Below are 17,463 nucleotides of genomic sequence, written 5' to 3' on the forward strand. Positions count from 1 at the left end.
ACAGTCTGATGGCAGGTCTCGTCCCGCTCGCGCTTGTCGCCGCATTCTTTGTTACTGCTCTCCTTTACGCCGCCGTCGGTTTCGGGGGCGGGTCGACCTATGCGGCGCTTCTGGCACTCTCTGGCCTCGATTACCGCCTGCTGCCGCTTGTGGCGCTCGCCTGCAATATCGTGGTGGTTACGGGTAGCTCGGTCCGTTTTGCCCGCGCTTCGATTACTCCATGGCGCGGTGCCATCATTCTGACTTCTCTCGCTGCGCCTGCAGCCTTTCTGGGCGGTATGACGCCCATTTCGCAATCCTCTTTCCTGCTCTTGCTGGGAGCATCGCTGTTGCTGACGGGTGTGACGATGCTGCTGCCCATCGGGCAGGGCGGGGATGCAAATCCAACGCGATATGCGCGTTTCATGCCGTTCGCGGCAGCTCCGCTCGGCTATCTGGCAGGGCTCGTTGGGATTGGCGGAGGAATCTTCCTCGCACCATTGCTGCATCTTACGCGGTGGCACAACGCGAGGGCCATCGCGGCCACCGCCAGTTTCTTCATTCTTGTGAATTCCTTGTTCGGCCTGGCCGGTCAATTGGCCAAGCACGGCGGAGGCACTTTTGCAGGAGCGGTTTATGAAAGCCTGCCCCTGCTGTTGGCAGTCGCTGTCGGGGGGCAGCTCGGGAGCCTGTTCGCCGCTCGCCTGTTTCCCCCACGGATAATCCGCTGGCTTACAGCAGCGCTGGTGATCTGGGTCGGTGCGAGGCTTTTGTTAGGGCTCTAGGCCTCAGTGCGAGTGCCATAGGCGAGCGAAGAAACCGCGTTCCTGCTCCATTGGCTGGATACGTCCGTAATGCATACGGCGAAGGCCCGGATCGCGATGCGCACGCGGCTGTGTCCAGTTGTCCGGACGGCTCGAATGGAAAGTGTGATGCGACATGGCATTTCTCCTCAAGCAGGAGGAGGAAAATTGCCCATACGACCGCTAATCGCCCACCGCGTTAACCTGACGCGTCCACATATGGGATTGCGGACAAGTCGAAAGTTAATGGGCTTGCTAGCCGGATCTGGTGTGAAAGAGTGGCTCCCCGAGTTGGATTCGAACCAACGACCAAGTGATTAACAGTCACCTACTCTACCGCTGAGCTATCGGGGAGCAGCCTTACGGCGGAGGCGAGCCTATATGGGCGGCGCGCGCGCATTGCAACCCCGTTTTCGCGCCTTTTCGCGTGTCTAAACGACGAATTGTTCGGCGACGATACGTTCGTCCAGCGCATGACCGGGGTCGAACAGCAGTGTAAGCTCAGAATCGCGGGCGATCGCGAGAGAAACCTCGGCGATATCGCGCAATTCCTTCTGGTCTGCGACCGCGGAAACGGGGCGTTTGTCAGGTTCGATGACACGAAACCTGATTCGGCTCCGATCGGGCAGGATCGCCCCTGGCCATCTGCGAGGGCGGAACGGGCTGATCGGGGTGAGTGCCAGCAATTCCGAATCGAGCGGCAGGATCGGGCCGTGTGCCGACAGGTTGTAAGCCGTTGAACCGGCCGGGGTGGAAAGGAGTACGCCGTCGCAGACGAGTTCCTCGATGCGGACCTTGTCGTCCACGGAGACTTCGATCTTTGCCGTCTGGCGGGTTTCACGCAGCAACGAAACCTCGTTGATTGCGCAGAAGACCTCTTCGTGCCCATCCTGGCTCACCGCATGCATGCGCAGCGGAGCAATTGCGATAGAGCGCGCCTTTGCAAGACGGCGAGTGACACTGGCCCCGGCACGAAACCGGTTCATGAGAAAACCGACGGTGCCGAGATTCATCCCATAGGCGGGGATGACCCGGCCGGTATCGAGCATTCCGTGCAGGGTTTGCAGCATGAAGCCATCACCGCCGAGGACGACGACCGCGTCCGCTTCTGCGATGGACACCCAGTCGTGCTCGCCAGCCAATTGGGCGAATGCTTCCTGGGCACGCGCCGTGTCGGAGGCAACGAGTGCCAGTCTGTTGAATTCCTGTGACTTGGTCACTTTTTCGGCGCCCCTCTCTCCGGGTCGTTCCTTGTTGTCACTCACTATGGCGGACTGTGCCATTTTTCAACGCAAGTGATTTACGCCTTCGCAAATCTGAACTGTCGCGCCTAGGTGGGTTCCAATGCTGGGAGAGAGTTACCCATTGCGAACCTTGCGTAGCGGCCTGATGCCGCGCGCCCTCGCTCGTGCGCTTGAGAGCGACTTGGCGCTCGCGCTGGGGCGAGGGGAAATCGAGGTACTCTACCAACCGCAATTTGCGAGCATCGACGGCGTAATGATTGGGGCCGAAGCACTTGCGCGCTGGCAACACCCAACGCTCGGGGAAATCGGCGCGCGCGATCTTTTCGCCATTGCAGAAAAGGCGAAGCTGGTTGCGCCGGTATCGCGGCAGATCGTCGCGCAGGCGCTGGACCAGGCAGCAAGCTGGCCCGAACATCTGCGTTTGTCGCTCAACATCACTCCGGAAGAAATCGCGGAGAAGAGCTTCGCCCAGGACTTCGCCACGAATTTCGGCCGCTCGCGGATCGCGCCGAACCGGTTGACGCTGGAAATTACAGAGGACGTCCTCCTCGCGAACTTGCGGCTCGCAGGAGAGGCCCTTGCGGCCCTCAAAAAGACCGGCTTGCGCGTTGCGCTCGACGACTTTGGAGCCGGATTCTGCAATTTCCGCTACCTGAAGGAACTGCCCCTGGACGCGATCAAGCTGGATCGGTCCATGGTGATCGGAATTTCCCGGGACGAGCGTGACCTCGCTGTCCTTCGCGCCATCGTCGGACTTGCGTCGGCTCTCGGACTGGAAGTGGTTGCCGAGGGGATCGAAACCGAGGCGCAGCGCGATGTCGTGGTGGCGGAAGGTTGCGATTATTGGCAGGGGTTCCTGCGTGCAGAACCAATGCGCAATGACGAGATGCTGAAACTGGCAACAGCCTGATCCAGGACGATCAGGCCGCGACCTGTTCCGCTTTTTTGGCTTTCTTGACGATGCCGGAAAGACCCTTGGTCAACTGGAAGAGACCGTTGAGGCGGCTTTGCGGGTCGCTCCATGCACGGTTGATGACCAGCTTCATGTCCGGACGCAGCTTTGCCGTGTCCTTGAGCCTGTCGACATAAGCGAGCAGTCCTGCCGGATCGGGGAAGTCGTCATTGTGGAAAGTGACGAGAGTCCCGCGCGCGCCAACGTCGATCTTCGAGATATTGGCTTTGATCGCCTGATCCTTGATCTCGATCAGCCTCACGAGGTTCTGTGTCGCCTGGGGCAGGGGACCAAAGCGGTCGATCATTTCAGCGGCCAGAGCTTCGATTTCAGCCTTGTCACCGGCATCATTCAGGCGGCGATAGAGCGCCATCCGGACAGCCAGATCGGGCACGTAGTCTTCGGGTATCATGATCGGCGCATCGACCGTGATTTGCGGGCTGACCTTGTCGCGTTCGGGCTCGAGGCCCATCTCGCCCGCCTTTGCCGCTAGGATCGCGTCTTCGAGCATGGATTGGTAAAGTTCGAAGCCGACTTCGCGGATATGGCCCGACTGTTCGTCGCCCAAAAGGTTGCCTGCGCCGCGGATGTCGAGGTCGTGGCTGGCGAGTTGGAAACCTGCGCCAAGGCTGTCGAGATCGCCGAGCACCTTGAGACGCTTCTCAGCCACTTCGGAGAGCTGAACGTCCTTGCCATAGGTGAGGTAGGCATAGGCGCGTAGCTTGGAGCGCCCGACACGGCCGCGAAGTTGATAAAGTTGTGCAAGGCCAAAGCGATCAGCGCGATGAATAATGATCGTGTTGGCGCTGGGAATGTCGAGGCCGGATTCGACGATCGTCGTCGAGAGCAGGACGTCGTATTTTCGGTCGTAAAAGGCGCTCATCCGCTCTTCGACCTCGCCGGCGCCCATTTGCCCGTGAGCGGCGATATATTTCACCTCGGGCACGTGTTCGTGAAGCCAGTCCTCGACCTCTGCCATATCGGAAATGCGCGGCACAACGATGAAGCTCTGGCCGCCGCGATGGTGTTCGCGCAGCAGGGCCTCGCGCATCACCATGTCGTCCCATTCCATGACGTAGGTCCGAACCGCAAGCCGGTCTACCGGAGGGGTCTGGATGGTCGAAAGTTCGCGCAAGCCCGACATCGCCATCTGAAGCGTGCGGGGGATCGGCGTTGCGGTAAGCGTGAGCACGTGGACGTCGGCGCGCAGCTGCTTTAGCTTTTCCTTGTGCGTGACGCCGAACCGCTGTTCCTCGTCGACGATGACGAGGCCGAGGTTCTTGAATTCGGTGCTCTTGGACAGGATGGCATGGGTGCCGACCACGATATCGACGTCGCCATTCGATAGTCCGTCGCGGGTCTCGCCCATCTCCTTCGACGGAACGAGCCTCGAGAGGCGCCCGATCCTGAGCGGGAAACCAGCAAAACGCTCGGTGAAGTTCTGGTAGTGCTGGCGGGCAAGCAGTGTGGTTGGCGCAACAACGGCGACCTGCTGGCCGTTCATCGCTGCCACGAATGCAGCGCGGAGCGCCACTTCCGTCTTGCCGAAGCCGACATCGCCGCAGACGAGCCGGTCCATGGGGCGGCCGCTTTCAAGGTCGCGCAGGACATCCTCGATCGCGCGGTCCTGATCGTCGGTTTCCTCCCACGGGAATTTTTCAACGAACTGGTTGTAGGGCCCATCTTCGGCCTCGAGCACCGGCGCTTTCTTAAGCGCGCGTTGGGCTGCAACCTTCATCAACTCGCCCGCAATCTCGCGAATGCGTTCCTTCAGTCGTGCCCGGCGCTTCTGCCATGCTTCTCCGCCGAGGCGGTCGAGCATCACGGCTTCCTCGCTGCTGCCGTAGCGGGTGAGAACGTCGATGTTTTCTACAGGGATGTAGAGTTTGTCGCCGCCCTTGTATTCGAGCATGACGCAGTCGTGCTTGCTCTTGCCGACGGTAATCGGTTCCAGCCCGAGATACTTGCCGATGCCGTGTTCGACATGAACCACTAGGTCGCCGCGATTGAGGGCCTGCAATTCCGCCAGGAAGGCATCGGAATCCTTGCGCCGCTTTTTCCGCCGGACAAGGCGATCCCCGAGCAAGTCCTGCTCTGTCAGCAGTTCGAGCTGGTCGTTCGCAAAGCCCGTTTCGAGCGGCAACACCATGGCGACCGGTTGCCCGTGACCAGCCGACCCGGGGGCCGCCATGCCGAGCGCTTCCTGCCAGCTTTCCGCCAGTTTGGTCTCGGCACCGGCTTCCGACAGGATCGACGCAATGCGTGATCGGCTACCCGTTGAATAAGCGGCGAGGAGTGGTCGCTTGCCCGATTTGGCGAGTTGCTGGAGATAGGCCGCAGCAGCTTCGTAAACATTGTCGCCGCGTGCTCGCTCCGGCGCGAAATCACGCGCTGAGCTGAAGCCGAAATCGATGACCTTGGCGCTTTCGGGCTCCGCGAAAATCACGCTTCGATGGACTTTGGTTTCCGCGAACAGCGTGCCGAGTTCACCGGAGCCGAGGTAAAGCGCGTCCTCATCCAGCGGGCGGTAGCTGCCAGCCGCCTGTCCTGCGGTCTTGCTACGGGACTGGTGATAGTCCGCGATGTCTTTGAAACGCTCATCGACCGCTGCCTGAGCTGCAGCATCGATGACAACGACATCATCCCTGCCGATGTAATCAAACAGCGTCGCCAGCTTCTCTTCGAAGAGAGGAAGCCAGTGCTCCATCCCGGCGAGGCGGCGCCCCTCGCTGACCGCTTCATAGAGCGGATCCTGCGTTGCATTGGCTCCGAACATCTCGCGATAGCGGGAGCGGAAGCGTTTGATGGTTTCGTCGTCGAGAAGCGCTTCGGATGCAGGGAGCAGGAGATGTTGCTTCAGCGTTCCGGTCGACATCTGCGTCGTCGGGTCGAAAAGGCGCAAGCTTTCCAGTTCGTCGCCGAAGAAGTCGAGCCGCAGTCCCTGGTCTAGGCTCGATGGAAAAATATCGACGATCGAGCCACGCAGCGCATATTCGCCATGGTCGACGACCGTGTCGGTGCGCGAATAACCCTGGCGCTGGAGCAGCGCAGCGAGGCTCTGGTGACCGATCGTTGTCCCGGCCTTGAACTCGCGCACACTCTCGCGAATGCGGAATGGGGTGAGCACGCGCTGCGTCAGTGCATTGACTGTCGTGACCAGCAATTGCGATCCCGCCTTGCCGGACTGCAATCGAAACAGCGCCGAAAGCCGTTTCGCACTTACTGAAAGCGCAGGGCTGGCGCGGTCGTAAGGCAGGCAATCCCATGCCGGGAATTCAATGACTTCGAGCTCTGGCGCGAAGAAACTTGCCGCTTCGCTGACCGAACGCATTGCCGTCTCGTTGGGAGCGATGAAGACTGCCCGCCCTTTCGCTGCGCGGGCGAGGTCACTCATCACCAGCGGCTGCGCCCCGCGGGCCACCGAGGAGAGAGTGAGCGGCTCGGATGCCGAAAGGATGCGGGAAAGGTCGGGCATAGTCAGGTCAAAGGTTGGAGACGGGACGCGTTCCCGCATATCCGCCGCGTTAGCGGGGAATGTCCACGTAATCGAGTTTCTGCATCAGTTCGATCTGGGGGCCGGCGAAACGTTCCGGCACCGGCTGGGTCTGCATGGCCCAGGCCATCACGTCGACATCGTCCTGATCTAGCAGCGCCTCGAACCAGCGAAGGTCTGCTTCTTCCCACTTCTCTGCATAGCGATCGAAATATCCGCCGAAAATGTAATCGGCTTCACGCGTACCGCGGTGCCAAGCGCGAAACTTGGCGCGGGCGAGGCGGGCGGAAAATGTGAGTGCTTCGGGCATGAATTGGGGCGCCAGACGGTTTCGTGTGGCGCCCCTATGTTGGATAGCGTGCCCCCGATCAAGGGGCTGTCGCCATCAGGGATGGGTATGGCTGTAAAGGACCATCGATTCGGTCACGATGGCATCATCTTCGGCAAACAGCTTCTCAGCCGCTTCCTTGCCTCCCGCAACCTTCTCGAAAGCGGCGCGGAATGCAGCTCTTTCGGGCGGATTGTGGGAATCCAGCATCGCCATTCCGCGAGGCATCTCCATGACCATCATGATGTCCCACGGACCTGACATGAGGTAATGAACGTCGGGCTGTTTCTGCCCCGCCGCGTCGGTCGCCGGGCCAAAATACTTTTCGCCCAGTTCGATCCAGCGTTCCTGCTGTCCCGCCTTCAGCTTCAGGAATTCGATGCGATAGGTGGTCCGCGCCTGTTCTGCATCCTGTGAATAGGCAGGTACGGCAGTCAGCATGAATGCTGCTGCGGCGATAGTCGTCGAAATCTTACGGATCATAATCAGTCCCTCTCGTGACAAGACGCGACCCGGTAAGGCCTGGCTGTTATCACTTCTGCGAGGGCGCGACCCACTCCCCCCTTGGAGTGTCGCCAACTGCGCAGCGTTAGAGCGCAAAATCGTTCCACTGGCAAGCGTGCCAGGCGACTTCGCAGGAAGAGCGAATGACGTTAGGGGATACGAGCATGCGCCCCGAAGTCCTCAATCCCCTGTTTGTAGAGACCAGCGCGCTCGAAGGCGTCGGGCCGAAAATGATGAAGCCGCTCGAAAAGCTCGGCCTCACGCGGGTGCGCGACATCGCCTATCACCTGCCGGACCGGTTCGTGACGCGCCGTCCGGTGAAGAACCTCGACGAGGCGAGCGAGGGCGAGCAGATCGTCATCCCGCTCACCGTGGTCGAGCATCGGGCTTCGCGTAACAATCGGGGGCCATATCGGGTTCTGGCCCAGGACGATGCCGGTAATGTCTGCACGCTGACCTATTTCGGGCGAGCATCTTTCACCGCAAAGAAACTGCTTCCGGTGGGAGAAAAGCGCTGGGCTTCCGGCCGCCTCGACCGGTTTGGCGACGCATTGCAGATCGTCCACCCCGACCATGTCGAGAAAGAGGGCAGCGCCAGCCTCGGTCGGCTGAACGAACCCGTTTATTCATTGTCCGAAGGATTGACCCAGCCGCGTGTCGCGAGCCTCGTCGAGCAGGCACTGGGGCGCCTACCGTACTTGCCGGAATGGATCGAGCCATCCCAGCTGGACCGGGAAGCCTGGCCTGATTGGCGGGACGCGCTGCATCTCGCGCATAAGTCCGAAAATCGATCGGCTCGGGACCGCCTGGCTTATGACGAATTGCTCGCAAACTCGCTCGCGCTTTTGCTGGTTCGTGCCGACAATCGTAGGAGACGTGGTCAATCCATCATCGGCAACGGGCAGTTACGCGACAAGCTGCAGCTTCCATACGACCTGACGGGTGCCCAGTCGCGTTCGGTTCGCGAGATCGAAGGCGATCTGGCTCAAGAAGCGCCGATGCTTCGCCTGCTTCAGGGCGATGTTGGAGCGGGCAAGACTGTTGTCGCCCTCATGGCGATGCTGATTGCCAATGAGGCGGGGAAGCAGGCGGCCCTGCTGGCGCCGACCGAAATACTTGCCCGGCAGCATTATGAAACTCTCCGGCAGATGGCGGCTCCGACCGGTGTCGAGATCGCGCTGCTTACAGGCAGGGACAAGGGCAGGGCGCGCGAAAGCATACTGATGGGTCTGCTCGACGGGTCGATCGATATCGTGGTCGGCACGCATGCTATTTTTCAGGAAAGTGTCGGGTACAGGGACCTCGCGCTGGTCGTGATCGACGAACAACACAGGTTCGGAGTGCAGCAAAGGCTGCAGCTGGCAAGCAAGGGAAAGGCTCCGCCTCACACTCTGGCGATGACGGCTACGCCGATCCCGCGCACGCTGACGCTCGCACAATATGGCGAAATGGATGTGAGCAGGCTGGACGAAATGCCTCCGGGGAGGCAGCCGATCGATACCGTGGTGGTATCCCAGGACCGACTTGAAGATGTCATCGCAGGTGTTGCTCGCCACGTGGAGGGCGGTCAGCAGGCGTACTGGGTTTGCCCGATGGTCCGTGAAAGCGAGACTGACGACATTGCCGCTGCCGAAGCGCGCTATGCCCTGTTGAAAGAGCGTTTCGGTGGGGATGTGGTCCTCGTGCACGGGCAACTACGTCCGGAGGAAAAGGATGCGGCAATGGAGCGCTTTGCGAGCGGCAATGCAAAACTTCTCGTCGCCACTACCGTGATCGAGGTCGGGGTCGATGTTCCCGCAGCCACGCTGATGGTTATCGAACAGGCCGAACGTTTCGGTCTGGCCCAGCTTCACCAGCTGCGTGGCCGCGTCGGACGAGGCAGCGAAAAGAGCGTGTGCCTCCTTTTGCGTGGATCTGCACTCAGTGAAACCGGGCGCAAGCGCCTTGCACTGATGCGCGAAACGCAGGACGGTTTCCGTATCGCAGAAGAAGATCTGGAACTTCGCGGCGGCGGCGAATTGCTGGGTACGCGGCAATCGGGCGACACTCCGTTTCGGGTTGCCGACCTGGAACAGATCACGCGGCTTTTGCCCGCAGCGCACGCCGATGCGCGCCTGTTAATGGATCGTGACGGAGGCTTGTCGAGTGAGCGCGGCCAGGCGGCACGTATTCTGCTCTATCTGTTCGAAAGGGATTGGGGCGTGCAATTGCTCAGGGGCGGCTAGCGGCAAGCAATTGGCTGACGATGGCATCGGCGGCCTCACTGGCATCGGCCCAGGTGTCTTCGAACCGGTCTTCGCCATCGTAATAAGGGTCTGCAATCGCTACGCCCTCGCGTCCCGCCACAGCGTCCAGCAATAAGGCGACATGTGCCGTCGCCTCCGCAGGTTTGATCGCTTCGAGGTTGCGCAGGTTCTGGTGATCCATCGCATAGATGTGCGTGAACCGCGTGAAGTCTGCAGCTTCGATCTGGCGACCGCGATAATGAGAGATGTCGATGCCAGCGTCGCGGGCCGTGTCCACGCTGCGAGGATCAGGCGGCGCGCCGACATGGTAGTCGGATGTTCCTGCGCTGTCCGCCACTGCTTCAAGTCCTGCTTTTTCGGCCGCTTCTCGAAATGCAGCCTCTGCCAATGGCGATCGGCAAATATTGCCGAGGCAGACGAATAGCACTGCGGGGCGCACATGATCGGAACTTGTCATTCCGAAATCATGCCGCCCCGCAGCGTAGGGTTCAAGTGAATGCGCGTTACGCGATTGCGTGAGTACCGCCACGCAGGAAGTTCACGTAAATACCGTGGATCACGCCTGGTACGAAGAAGATCAGCGTAAGGACCAGGTTGATCCAGAAATCGCGATCCAGCCCATGCTTCATTGCCACGCCGAGCGGCGGAAGGAGGATGGTTGCGATAAATGTGATGATGGCCATCATGTCGGGATATTCCTTTGATTGCTTTTCCCGCATTTGTGTGCGGGGGTTGCAGGATCAACGGAAACTCACGAGCCAAGTTCCGGAAAATTATCGGGAACAAAAGGCGGATCAGCTGATGGATAATCCGCCGTCCACCGGCAAGCATTGGCCGGTAATGTAATCGCTTGCTGCCGATGCGAAGAATACCGCGAGCCCTTCCAGACCCTCGTGATCGCCGAAGCGCCGCAAGGGAATCCGCTTGGTCATCCATTCGGCGAACCGCGGATCGGCTGCTTCCGTCATGTCGGTTTCGTAGAAGCCGAACAGGAATGCGTTGGCCGTAATCTTGTAGCGGGCCAGCTCGAAGGCAGCACCGCGTGTCAGGCCATTCACCGCCGCTTTGGAGGCCGCGTAATTGGAGCTGCGATTGGTGCCCATGATGGATTGACCGGACGACGTAGCGAGCAGCTTTCCGCCACCGCCGCGCTCGATCATGTGTTTCGTGACATGGGCATATGTCAGCGCCACTCCGCGGGCATTCACTGCCATCGTCGCGTCCCATGCTTCGGCGGTCATTTCCGGCAATGCGCGACCACCGCCGACGCCGGCATTGGCAAAACAACTATCAACCTGGCCGAACCGATCGAGCGTTGCAGCCATCGCCGCTGCGATCGAATCTTCGCTCGTCACATCGCAAACGAAGGCGCCTATCTCGCCTTTGCCCAGGCCGGTGAGCTCTCCCAAGGCAGCGGCATTCTTGCTCTCGCTCCGCCCCCAGATCGCGACGTGCGCGCCTGCTTTGACGAGGCCTCGCGCCATAGAAAGGCCGATCCCGCCGTTACCGCCGGTAATGACTGCGGTGTGCCCGCTAAGGTCGAACAATTGCATCGGCGCAGGTTGGCGAAATCGGCGCCATCCTGCAAGCGCGACGGCCTAGATTACTTCGTCGCCGGCATTCGCGACCGATTCGAGATCCTGTCCCAGGCCGCGAACGGTGTTACATGCAGATAGAGCGGTGAGCGCTGCTAGCGCGAAGAGCAGTGATAATTTGCGCATAAAGCTTCCGATCCCTTGGGCCCCCAAAAGAGAGAAGAACTGGTCGGGGAGAGAGGATTCGAACCTCCGGCCCCTGCCTCCCGAAGACAGTGCTCTACCAGGCTGAGCTACTCCCCGACCGTGTCGATCGCACAATGCTGCAAATGAGCTGTGGATCGAGGCAAGGCGCGCCCTATAGGGAGGAGTGCGCGGGGTGGCAAGCCGCCAATTGCAGGTTTAGGGACATGGATATGGCAAGCGCTGCGATTCCCGACCGAACGACCCGCACCCACCACCCCGAGTGGCAGTATCTCGACCTCATGCGAGACATTTGGGAAAATGGCAGCGAGCGTATCGATCGCACCGGCATCGGCACGCGTTCCATCGCGGGTGCCATGCTGCGGTTCGACCTTTCCGACGGTGCGATGCCCTTGCTGACGACAAAGCGGGTGTACTGGAAGACCGCTACGCGCGAGATGCTGTGGTTCCTTACCGGCGAGACGAACATCCGCCCGCTAGTCCTGCAGGGGGTGAAGATCTGGAACGAGTGGCCGCACGCGAACTATGTGAAGGAAACCGGTGACGACATCTCCCTCGAAGATTTCGTGGCGCGGATTGCGAAAGATGAAGCGTTCGCTGAGCAATGGGGCGATCTGGGCCCAGTGTATGGCAAGCAGTGGGTCGATTGGCCAACCTACACACCGCGTGAAGACGGATTGTTCGAGCGTGGTCAGGGTGTGAACCAGGTTGCGGAGGTCATCGAATCCCTTCGCAAAAGCCCCGGCAGCCGGCGTCATATCATCGAGGGCTGGAACGTCGCAGAGCTCGAGCGGATGGCCCTGCCACCCTGCCACAAGACTTATCAGTTCCATGTCTCGGGCGAGGGCGAGGATGCACGTTTGAATTGCCTGCTTTACCAGCGCAGCTGCGACGTCGCACTGGGACTGCCGTTCAATCTATGGTCGGCTGCATTGCTCAACCGCATGATCGCCCAGCAGGTTGGCATGAAGCCGGGTGAACTTGTCTGGATGGGCGGTGACGTTCACCTGTATCTCAATCACGAGCACCTCATCACAGAGCAGTTGACGCGGGAACCCGAAGGCGCGCCAAGGCTTGAGATAGTAAGGCATCCACCGAGCATCTTCGAATACACGATCGAAGACTTCGAGGTTCATGACTACCAGCCGCAGGGCGCGATCAAGGCTCCTGTCGCAGTCTGAGAGAGGCAAACTTGACCTCCTGCCTCGTGTGAAATAAAATGTCGCACGTTTAAAAGATTGCTTCAGGCAATTTTTCCGCGAGGGAGAGCAGATTATGGCCGACAGGCCTGATGGCGCTGGCGAAACCGGGCACAACAAGCCGGCCCTTTCGCTCCATGTGCCCGAACCCCGTTATCGCCCGGGCGATACGGTTGATTTCAGTCACTTGAACATCCCTGAGGCAGGTGCCCAGGCTCGTCCGGATGAAACGTGCGATCCGAAAGATATGGGCGCGCTCGCCTATGATCTCGTCCGCGTGCTTGGCGAGGACAACAAGGCGCACGGGCCGTGGAATCCGAATCTGGACGCCGAGACCCTGCGCACGATGTTGGGTCACATGGCCATGGTGCGTGCGTTCGATGAACGCATGTTTCGCGGGCAGCGACAGGGCAAGACCAGCTTCTACATGAAGTGCACCGGTGAAGAAGCGACCAGCGTGGCTGCAAGCATGGCGCTCGCCAGCGACGACATGGTTTTCCCCTCCTATCGCCAGCAAGGCATACTGATCGCCCGCGGTTACCCGATCGTCGACATGATCAACCAGATCTATTCGAACAAGGCGGACAAGCTGAAGGGGCGCCAGCTGCCGATCATGTACTCGAGCCGCGAGCACAGCTTTTTCTCCATTTCTGGCAACCTTGCGACCCAGCTGCCGCAAGCAACCGGCTGGGCAATGGCAAGTGCAATCAAGGGCGACAGCCGGATCGCAGCGACCTGGGTGGGTGAGGGCAGTACTGCAGAGGGCGATTTCCATTCGGCCTGTACGTTCGCGACTGTCTACAATGCGCCGGTCATCTTCAACGTGATCAACAACCAGTGGGCCATTTCGAGCTTCTCCGGCTTTGCCGGTGCAGAGCGGACGACGTTTGCTGCCCGAGCACTGGGATATGGTCTGGCAGGCCTGCGGGTGGACGGAAACGACGCTCTTGCGGTTTATGCGGCACAGCGTTGGGCCGCAAACCGCGCTCGCGCGAACGCCGGGCCGACGCTGATCGAGTACTTCACCTATCGCGCAGAAGGGCATTCTACGTCCGACGACCCGTCAGGGTATCGCAGCGCACAGGAGCGCGAGGAATGGCCGCTCGGCGATCCGATCATGCGTCTCAAAAACCACCTTGTCGCGATTGGTGAGTGGGACGAGGACCGCCAGCAGGCGATGGACCTCGAGGCTGCCGAAAAGGTGAAGGCTGCGACCAAGGAAGCCGAGAAGAACGGCATTCTCGGTCATGGCATGCACCATCCCTTCCATACCATGTTCGAAGACGTGTTCGAGGAGTTGCCATGGCATCTCAAGGAACAGGCCGAACAGGCAACGCGCGAGCGCCAGATCAAATGGCCGCAAGGTGGAGGGCCCAAGACATGAGCACCGACATCGAAACGAAGAATGCCAGCCAGGCGGCTGAAGCGGGCGAGCGCCGGATCAACATGATCGAGGCGATCAACGACGCGCTCGACACGATGCTCGGACGCGATCCCGATGTCATCGTGATGGGCGAAGACGTCGGCTATTTCGGCGGCGTTTTCCGCTGCACCGCGGGCCTGCAGGAAAAACATGGCAAGACCCGGGTCTTCGACACTCCGATTTCGGAATGCGGCATCATCGGCGTTGCTGTCGGCATGGGCGCGTATGGCCTGCGCCCGGTCCCCGAAATCCAGTTCGCCGATTACATTTACCCCGGTCTCGACCAGCTGATCAGTGAGGCGGCTCGTTTACGTTATCGTTCGGCTACCGACTACATTGCGCCGCTGACGGTTCGCTCGCCTTTCGGTGGCGGCATTTTTGGCGGGCAAACACACAGCCAAAGCCCCGAGGCCATCTTCACACATGTGTCGGGTTTGAAAACGGTCATTCCGTCAACGCCCTACGATGCGAAAGGCCTGTTGATCAGCTGCATCGAAGACAATGACCCGGTGATCTTCTTCGAACCGAAGCGCATCTATAACGGTCCGTTCTCTGGCTATTACGACAAACCGGTCGAGCCGTGGAAGAAGCACAAGGACAGCGTCGTTCCCGAGGGATACTACAAGATCCCTCTCGGAAAGGCGCGTCATGTCACCGAGGGCGAGCAGCTCACGGTTCTGACTTACGGCACGATGGTGCATGTCGCAGAGGCGGTCTGCCGAGAGAAGGGTGTCGAAGCCGACATCCTCGATCTGCGCACGCTCGTGCCGCTGGACATCGAAGCGATCGAAGCATCGGTCGAGAAGACCGGGCGCTGCTTAATTGTTCACGAGGCGACGCGTACTTCGGGCTTTGGCGCAGAACTTAGCGCGCTGGTGACCGAACGCTGTTTCTACCATCTCGAAGCGCCCGTCGAACGGGTCACCGGCTTCGACACACCCTATCCGCACAGCCTCGAATGGGCCTATTTCCCTGGCCCGGTTCGTATCGGCGATGCGATCGACAAGATCCTGAAGGACTGACGAGCGATGGCAAAGTTCACATTCAACATGCCCGACGTGGGCGAAGGCGTTGCCGAGGCGGAAATCGTCGAATGGCACGTTAAGGTCGGCGATACGGTTTCCGAAGACCAGCACCTGGTCGATGTGATGACCGACAAGGCCACGATCGACATCGAAAGCCCTGTCGATGGCATAGTCGTCGAAGTGGCTGGTGAAGCCGGCGATACGATCGCAGTGGGCTCGATGCTCGTCGTCGTCGAAGTTGAAGGCGAGGTTCCCGACGACACCGAAGAGGGCGAGGGTGCTGCACCTGCACCCAAAGCGGAAGAAGTCGCGGAGCGGATAGAGGTTGAAACCTCCGACGCGAGCGATGCCGATGATGCTCTGGCCGCCGATCCCGCCCCGGAACCGCTGCCTGCTCCTACGCCTGCCCCGGAACCGAGGCACGAAGCAAAAGTCCTAGCCACTCCTGCAGTGCGCAAGCGGGCCCGCGATCTCGGGATCGACCTTTCCGAGATCAAACCGGCAGAGGATGGCCGTGTTCGTCATGGCGATCTCGACCAGTTCCTTGCCTATAATTCGGGCGGAGGGTTTTCGCCTGCTGCCGCCTCTCGTCAGGATGAAGAGATAAAGGTCATCGGCCTGCGCAAGCGGATCGCGCAGAACATGGCAGCGTCGAAGCGGCACATTCCACACTTCTCCTATGTGGAGGAATGCGATGTCACCGAGCTCGAACGCCTGCGTGCGCAGCTGAACGAGGCGCGGGGAAGCAAGCCGAAGCTGACCATGCTTCCGCTGCTGATTACGGCGATCTGCAAGACACTCCCGCAGTTCCCGATGATAAACGCGCGTTACGATGACGAAGCCAATATCGTCACGCGACATGGTTCCGTGCACCTCGGAATGGCTGCACAGACGGACAATGGCCTGATGGTTCCGGTGATCCGCAATGCCGAATCGCGTAACCTCTGGCAGCTGGCGAGCGAGATCGGTCGCCTGGCCAATGCAGCGCGCGATGGTTCTGCCAAATCCGACGAACTTTCCGGTTCGACACTGACGTTGACCTCGCTCGGCCCGCTGGGCGGTGTCGCGACCACTCCTGTGATCAATCGACCGGAAGTCGCGATTATCGGCCCGAACCGTATTATCGAGCGTCCGATGTTCGTCAGCGACGGGCAGGGCGGCGAGAGAATCGAGAAGCGCAAGCTGATGAATATTTCGATCAGCTGCGACCACCGGGTCGTCGATGGATACGATGCTGCAAGCTTCATCCAGGAGCTGAAAAAGCTCGTCGAAACACCTGTTCTGCTGCTGACCGAATAAAGTTTGATTTTTAGCGCCAAGGCTTGTTGACAGCATCTGTCGGCAGCCTTATTGGCGCGTCTCCCAAGAGGCGCTAGCCGCTCAATATGCGCGGGTGTAGCTCAGTTGGTTAGAGTGTCGGCCTGTCACGCCGAAGGTCGCGGGTTCGAGTCCCGTCACTCGCGCCACTTGGGAACTTTCACAGAAATGATGGAAGTGCAGAGGCAGGCGGTTCTACCGCCTGCCTTCTTGCGCGTACATTCCTGAAATTGAGAAATCGGGTTGCGGGAAGGCCTTTCAGCCCCAGCGGCCAGTCTCCATCCAGATTAGAAACCGCCTGAGAGGCAGAAGCCAGATCAGGCCGAGCACGATGTAAACCGCCATCTGCAACAAGCCAGGCCACGAGGCGATCACATCGGGCACATAACGTGCCACAACGAGGCCATAGACGATCAGAGCTGCCAGCAATCCGAGGATGCCGACCGGGATTCGCCAAGTGGGTTCTTCACGCATCAGAATGGTCCGTACATGCGGGTGGGGGTGACTACCAGATCGAGCGGGCGATCATGGGCCTCGACCGGCAATTCGTCCACCAGTTGGCAGTCCCATGCGAGACCGATTGTTCTGGTTTCCGGATGCTGCTCTAGCCAGCGGTCGTAATGACCGCCACCCTGACCCAGGCGTTCACCTCTTTCGGTAAAGCCGATCAGCGGCATGACAAGCACATCGGGTACGATCTTTTCTGCGGCGGGTCCTGGCTGCATCAATCCGAAAGGCCCCTCGACCAAGTCAGTTTCCGCGAAAGGATCGATATGCGACGCAAACTCCATTGCGGAATCTCGAGCAGCAAAACGGGGAAGTGCCAGCCTGTGACCGTTTTCATGGAAAAAGCCGGCGTAATGTGTTGCGGGCGCCTCGTCCGCGTTGGCGCGGTAGAGCCCGATCGTAGATCCTGCCGGAATCAGATCGAGCAGGGGCCGCGGAGGTCGACGGAAGACCAGTCCGCGCATCGCGTCGGGCAAAGCATCGACATGCTGGCGGCGCAAATTGCGAAGTTCAGTGCGGAGTTGGGATTTGGTCTTCATCATGCTTGCAAAGGTAGCGGAACCACCATGGGTCGTTTGCTCGAGAAATCCTCTGACGCCTAAACGTCAGGTGGGCGCCGTTTACTCCAGCCCCCGGGACGAACCCGTAAACCGGAGCAGGGACAGCTCCCTAGGATTGCTTATAGCCTCAGGGATATTCAAACG

Annotated in this window: 17 protein-coding genes and 3 tRNA genes; 8 read left to right on the forward strand and 12 right to left on the reverse strand. The window is 60.0% G+C overall.

The annotated features are described in order from the left end of the window. Window positions 1-8: 8 nt before the first annotated feature. Entirely contained in the window at window positions 9-764 is a 756-nt protein-coding gene (locus AMC99_RS04665) for a sulfite exporter TauE/SafE family protein (RefSeq protein ID WP_061923454.1), read from the forward strand. A 3-nt stretch (window positions 765-767) separates the two neighbouring features. Here AMC99_RS04665 and AMC99_RS14090 read toward each other — a convergent pair whose 3' ends face one another. The 3 genes from AMC99_RS14090 to AMC99_RS04675 form a co-directional block, all read right to left on the reverse strand. Then, window positions 768-920, reverse strand: a complete 153-nt coding sequence (locus AMC99_RS14090; protein ID WP_198143570.1) for a hypothetical protein — start codon at window positions 918-920, stop codon at window positions 768-770. Window positions 921-1,061: 141 nt separating this feature from the next. After that, window positions 1,062-1,136, reverse strand: a tRNA-Asn gene (locus AMC99_RS04670). Window positions 1,137-1,213: 77 nt separating this feature from the next. Next, on the reverse strand, window positions 1,214-2,002 hold the full coding sequence (locus tag AMC99_RS04675; RefSeq protein WP_061923457.1) for an NAD kinase: 789 nt from the start codon (window positions 2,000-2,002) through the stop codon (window positions 1,214-1,216). A gap of 124 nt (window positions 2,003-2,126) precedes the next feature. Between AMC99_RS04675 and AMC99_RS04680 the strand changes: the two genes are divergently transcribed. Then, on the forward strand, window positions 2,127-2,936 hold the full coding sequence (locus AMC99_RS04680; protein ID WP_061923460.1) for an EAL domain-containing protein: 810 nt from the start codon (window positions 2,127-2,129) through the stop codon (window positions 2,934-2,936). 10 nt (window positions 2,937-2,946) lie between these two features. On the opposite strand, the gene mfd is transcribed toward AMC99_RS04680, so the two are convergent. The 3 genes from mfd to AMC99_RS04695 form a co-directional block, all read right to left on the reverse strand. Then, window positions 2,947-6,453 carry a transcription-repair coupling factor gene (mfd, locus tag AMC99_RS04685; protein ID WP_061923464.1) on the reverse strand — a complete coding sequence of 1,169 codons (3,507 nt, stop codon included), beginning with the start codon at window positions 6,451-6,453 and terminating at the stop codon, window positions 2,947-2,949. A 49-nt stretch (window positions 6,454-6,502) separates the two neighbouring features. Then, window positions 6,503-6,781 carry an FAD assembly factor SdhE gene (locus tag AMC99_RS04690; RefSeq protein WP_061923467.1) on the reverse strand — a complete coding sequence of 93 codons (279 nt, stop codon included), beginning with the start codon at window positions 6,779-6,781 and terminating at the stop codon, window positions 6,503-6,505. 75 nt (window positions 6,782-6,856) lie between these two features. After that, window positions 6,857-7,282 (reverse strand): hypothetical protein, encoded by a 426-nt coding sequence (locus AMC99_RS04695; protein ID WP_061923472.1) that lies wholly within the window; start codon window positions 7,280-7,282, stop codon window positions 6,857-6,859. Between the two features lie 185 nt (window positions 7,283-7,467). Here AMC99_RS04695 and recG point away from each other — a divergent pair, with 185 nt between their 5' ends. Beyond that, on the forward strand, window positions 7,468-9,528 hold the full coding sequence (gene recG / locus AMC99_RS04700; RefSeq protein WP_061923475.1) for an ATP-dependent DNA helicase RecG: 2,061 nt from the start codon (window positions 7,468-7,470) through the stop codon (window positions 9,526-9,528). Here recG and AMC99_RS04705 read toward each other — a convergent pair. The 4 genes from AMC99_RS04705 to AMC99_RS04720 form a co-directional block, all read right to left on the reverse strand. Next, complete coding sequence (locus tag AMC99_RS04705; RefSeq protein ID WP_061923478.1) at window positions 9,515-10,006, reverse strand: low molecular weight protein-tyrosine-phosphatase; 492 nt, start codon at window positions 10,004-10,006, stop codon at window positions 9,515-9,517. The genes recG and AMC99_RS04705 overlap by 14 nt on opposite strands. Before the next feature lie 46 nt (window positions 10,007-10,052). Beyond that, the gene (locus tag AMC99_RS04710; RefSeq protein ID WP_232301510.1) at window positions 10,053-10,235 is read right to left on the reverse strand and encodes a YqaE/Pmp3 family membrane protein; all 183 of its coding nucleotides are present in this window, start codon (window positions 10,233-10,235) and stop codon (window positions 10,053-10,055) included. A gap of 108 nt (window positions 10,236-10,343) precedes the next feature. After that, the gene (locus AMC99_RS04715) at window positions 10,344-11,102 is read right to left on the reverse strand and encodes an SDR family NAD(P)-dependent oxidoreductase (RefSeq protein WP_061923480.1); all 759 of its coding nucleotides are present in this window, start codon (window positions 11,100-11,102) and stop codon (window positions 10,344-10,346) included. Between the two features lie 208 nt (window positions 11,103-11,310). After that, a tRNA-Pro gene (locus AMC99_RS04720) sits at window positions 11,311-11,387 on the reverse strand. A 113-nt stretch (window positions 11,388-11,500) separates the two neighbouring features. Between AMC99_RS04720 and thyA the strand changes: the two genes are divergently transcribed. The 5 genes from thyA to AMC99_RS04745 all read left to right on the forward strand — a co-directional run bounded on the left by thyA (window position 11,501) and on the right by AMC99_RS04745 (window position 16,401). After that, window positions 11,501-12,469 (forward strand): thymidylate synthase, encoded by a 969-nt coding sequence (gene thyA / locus AMC99_RS04725; protein ID WP_061927720.1) that lies wholly within the window; start codon window positions 11,501-11,503, stop codon window positions 12,467-12,469. 94 nt (window positions 12,470-12,563) lie between these two features. After that, on the forward strand, window positions 12,564-13,871 hold the full coding sequence (locus tag AMC99_RS04730) for a 3-methyl-2-oxobutanoate dehydrogenase (2-methylpropanoyl-transferring) subunit alpha (protein ID WP_061923483.1): 1,308 nt from the start codon (window positions 12,564-12,566) through the stop codon (window positions 13,869-13,871). Further along, on the forward strand, window positions 13,868-14,932 hold the full coding sequence (locus AMC99_RS04735) for an alpha-ketoacid dehydrogenase subunit beta (protein WP_061923486.1): 1,065 nt from the start codon (window positions 13,868-13,870) through the stop codon (window positions 14,930-14,932). Before AMC99_RS04730 ends, AMC99_RS04735 begins: the two co-directional genes overlap by 4 nt. Before the next feature lie 6 nt (window positions 14,933-14,938). Beyond that, entirely contained in the window at window positions 14,939-16,234 is a 1,296-nt protein-coding gene (locus AMC99_RS04740; protein WP_061923489.1) for a dihydrolipoamide acetyltransferase family protein, read from the forward strand. Between the two features lie 90 nt (window positions 16,235-16,324). After that, window positions 16,325-16,401, forward strand: a tRNA-Asp gene (locus AMC99_RS04745). Between the two features lie 109 nt (window positions 16,402-16,510). On the opposite strand, the gene AMC99_RS04750 is transcribed toward AMC99_RS04745, so the two are convergent. Both AMC99_RS04750 and AMC99_RS04755 read right to left on the reverse strand, forming a co-directional pair. Then, window positions 16,511-16,726 (reverse strand): DUF2842 domain-containing protein, encoded by a 216-nt coding sequence (locus AMC99_RS04750; RefSeq protein ID WP_061923492.1) that lies wholly within the window; start codon window positions 16,724-16,726, stop codon window positions 16,511-16,513. After that, window positions 16,726-17,301, reverse strand: a complete 576-nt coding sequence (locus tag AMC99_RS04755) for a 5-formyltetrahydrofolate cyclo-ligase (protein WP_338021454.1) — start codon at window positions 17,299-17,301, stop codon at window positions 16,726-16,728. Before AMC99_RS04755 ends, AMC99_RS04750 begins: the two co-directional genes overlap by 1 nt. Window positions 17,302-17,463 lie beyond the last annotated feature (162 nt).

This window comes from Altererythrobacter epoxidivorans, assembly GCF_001281485.1.
In the GTDB taxonomy this organism is placed as follows: Bacteria; Pseudomonadota; Alphaproteobacteria; order Sphingomonadales; family Sphingomonadaceae; genus Erythrobacter; species Erythrobacter epoxidivorans.

Bases quoted from the DNA above. Each gene is read 5' to 3' on its own strand.
- AMC99_RS04665 (WP_061923454.1), top strand. From the start codon at position 9: ATGGCAGGTCTCGTCCCGCTCGCGCTTGTCGCCGCATTCTTTGTTACT.
- AMC99_RS04740 (WP_061923489.1), top strand. From the start codon at position 14,939: ATGGCAAAGTTCACATTCAACATGCCCGACGTGGGCGAAGGCGTTGCC.
- AMC99_RS04690 (WP_061923467.1), bottom strand. From the start codon at position 6,781: ATGCCCGAAGCACTCACATTTTCCGCCCGCCTCGCCCGCGCCAAGTTT.
- AMC99_RS14090 (WP_198143570.1), bottom strand. From the start codon at position 920: ATGTCGCATCACACTTTCCATTCGAGCCGTCCGGACAACTGGACACAG.
- AMC99_RS04695 (WP_061923472.1), bottom strand. From the start codon at position 7,282: ATGATCCGTAAGATTTCGACGACTATCGCCGCAGCAGCATTCATGCTG.
- AMC99_RS04710 (WP_232301510.1), bottom strand. From the start codon at position 10,235: ATGATGGCCATCATCACATTTATCGCAACCATCCTCCTTCCGCCGCTC.
- mfd (WP_061923464.1), bottom strand. From the start codon at position 6,453: ATGCCCGACCTTTCCCGCATCCTTTCGGCATCCGAGCCGCTCACTCTC.
- AMC99_RS04705 (WP_061923478.1), bottom strand. From the start codon at position 10,006: ATGACAAGTTCCGATCATGTGCGCCCCGCAGTGCTATTCGTCTGCCTC.
- AMC99_RS04680 (WP_061923460.1), top strand. From the start codon at position 2,127: ATGCTGGGAGAGAGTTACCCATTGCGAACCTTGCGTAGCGGCCTGATG.
- recG (WP_061923475.1), top strand. From the start codon at position 7,468: ATGCGCCCCGAAGTCCTCAATCCCCTGTTTGTAGAGACCAGCGCGCTC.
- AMC99_RS04715 (WP_061923480.1), bottom strand. From the start codon at position 11,102: ATGCAATTGTTCGACCTTAGCGGGCACACCGCAGTCATTACCGGCGGT.
- AMC99_RS04735 (WP_061923486.1), top strand. From the start codon at position 13,868: ATGAGCACCGACATCGAAACGAAGAATGCCAGCCAGGCGGCTGAAGCG.
- AMC99_RS04730 (WP_061923483.1), top strand. From the start codon at position 12,564: ATGGCCGACAGGCCTGATGGCGCTGGCGAAACCGGGCACAACAAGCCG.
- AMC99_RS04755 (WP_338021454.1), bottom strand. From the start codon at position 17,301: ATGATGAAGACCAAATCCCAACTCCGCACTGAACTTCGCAATTTGCGC.
- thyA (WP_061927720.1), top strand. From the start codon at position 11,501: ATGGCAAGCGCTGCGATTCCCGACCGAACGACCCGCACCCACCACCCC.
- AMC99_RS04750 (WP_061923492.1), bottom strand. From the start codon at position 16,726: ATGCGTGAAGAACCCACTTGGCGAATCCCGGTCGGCATCCTCGGATTG.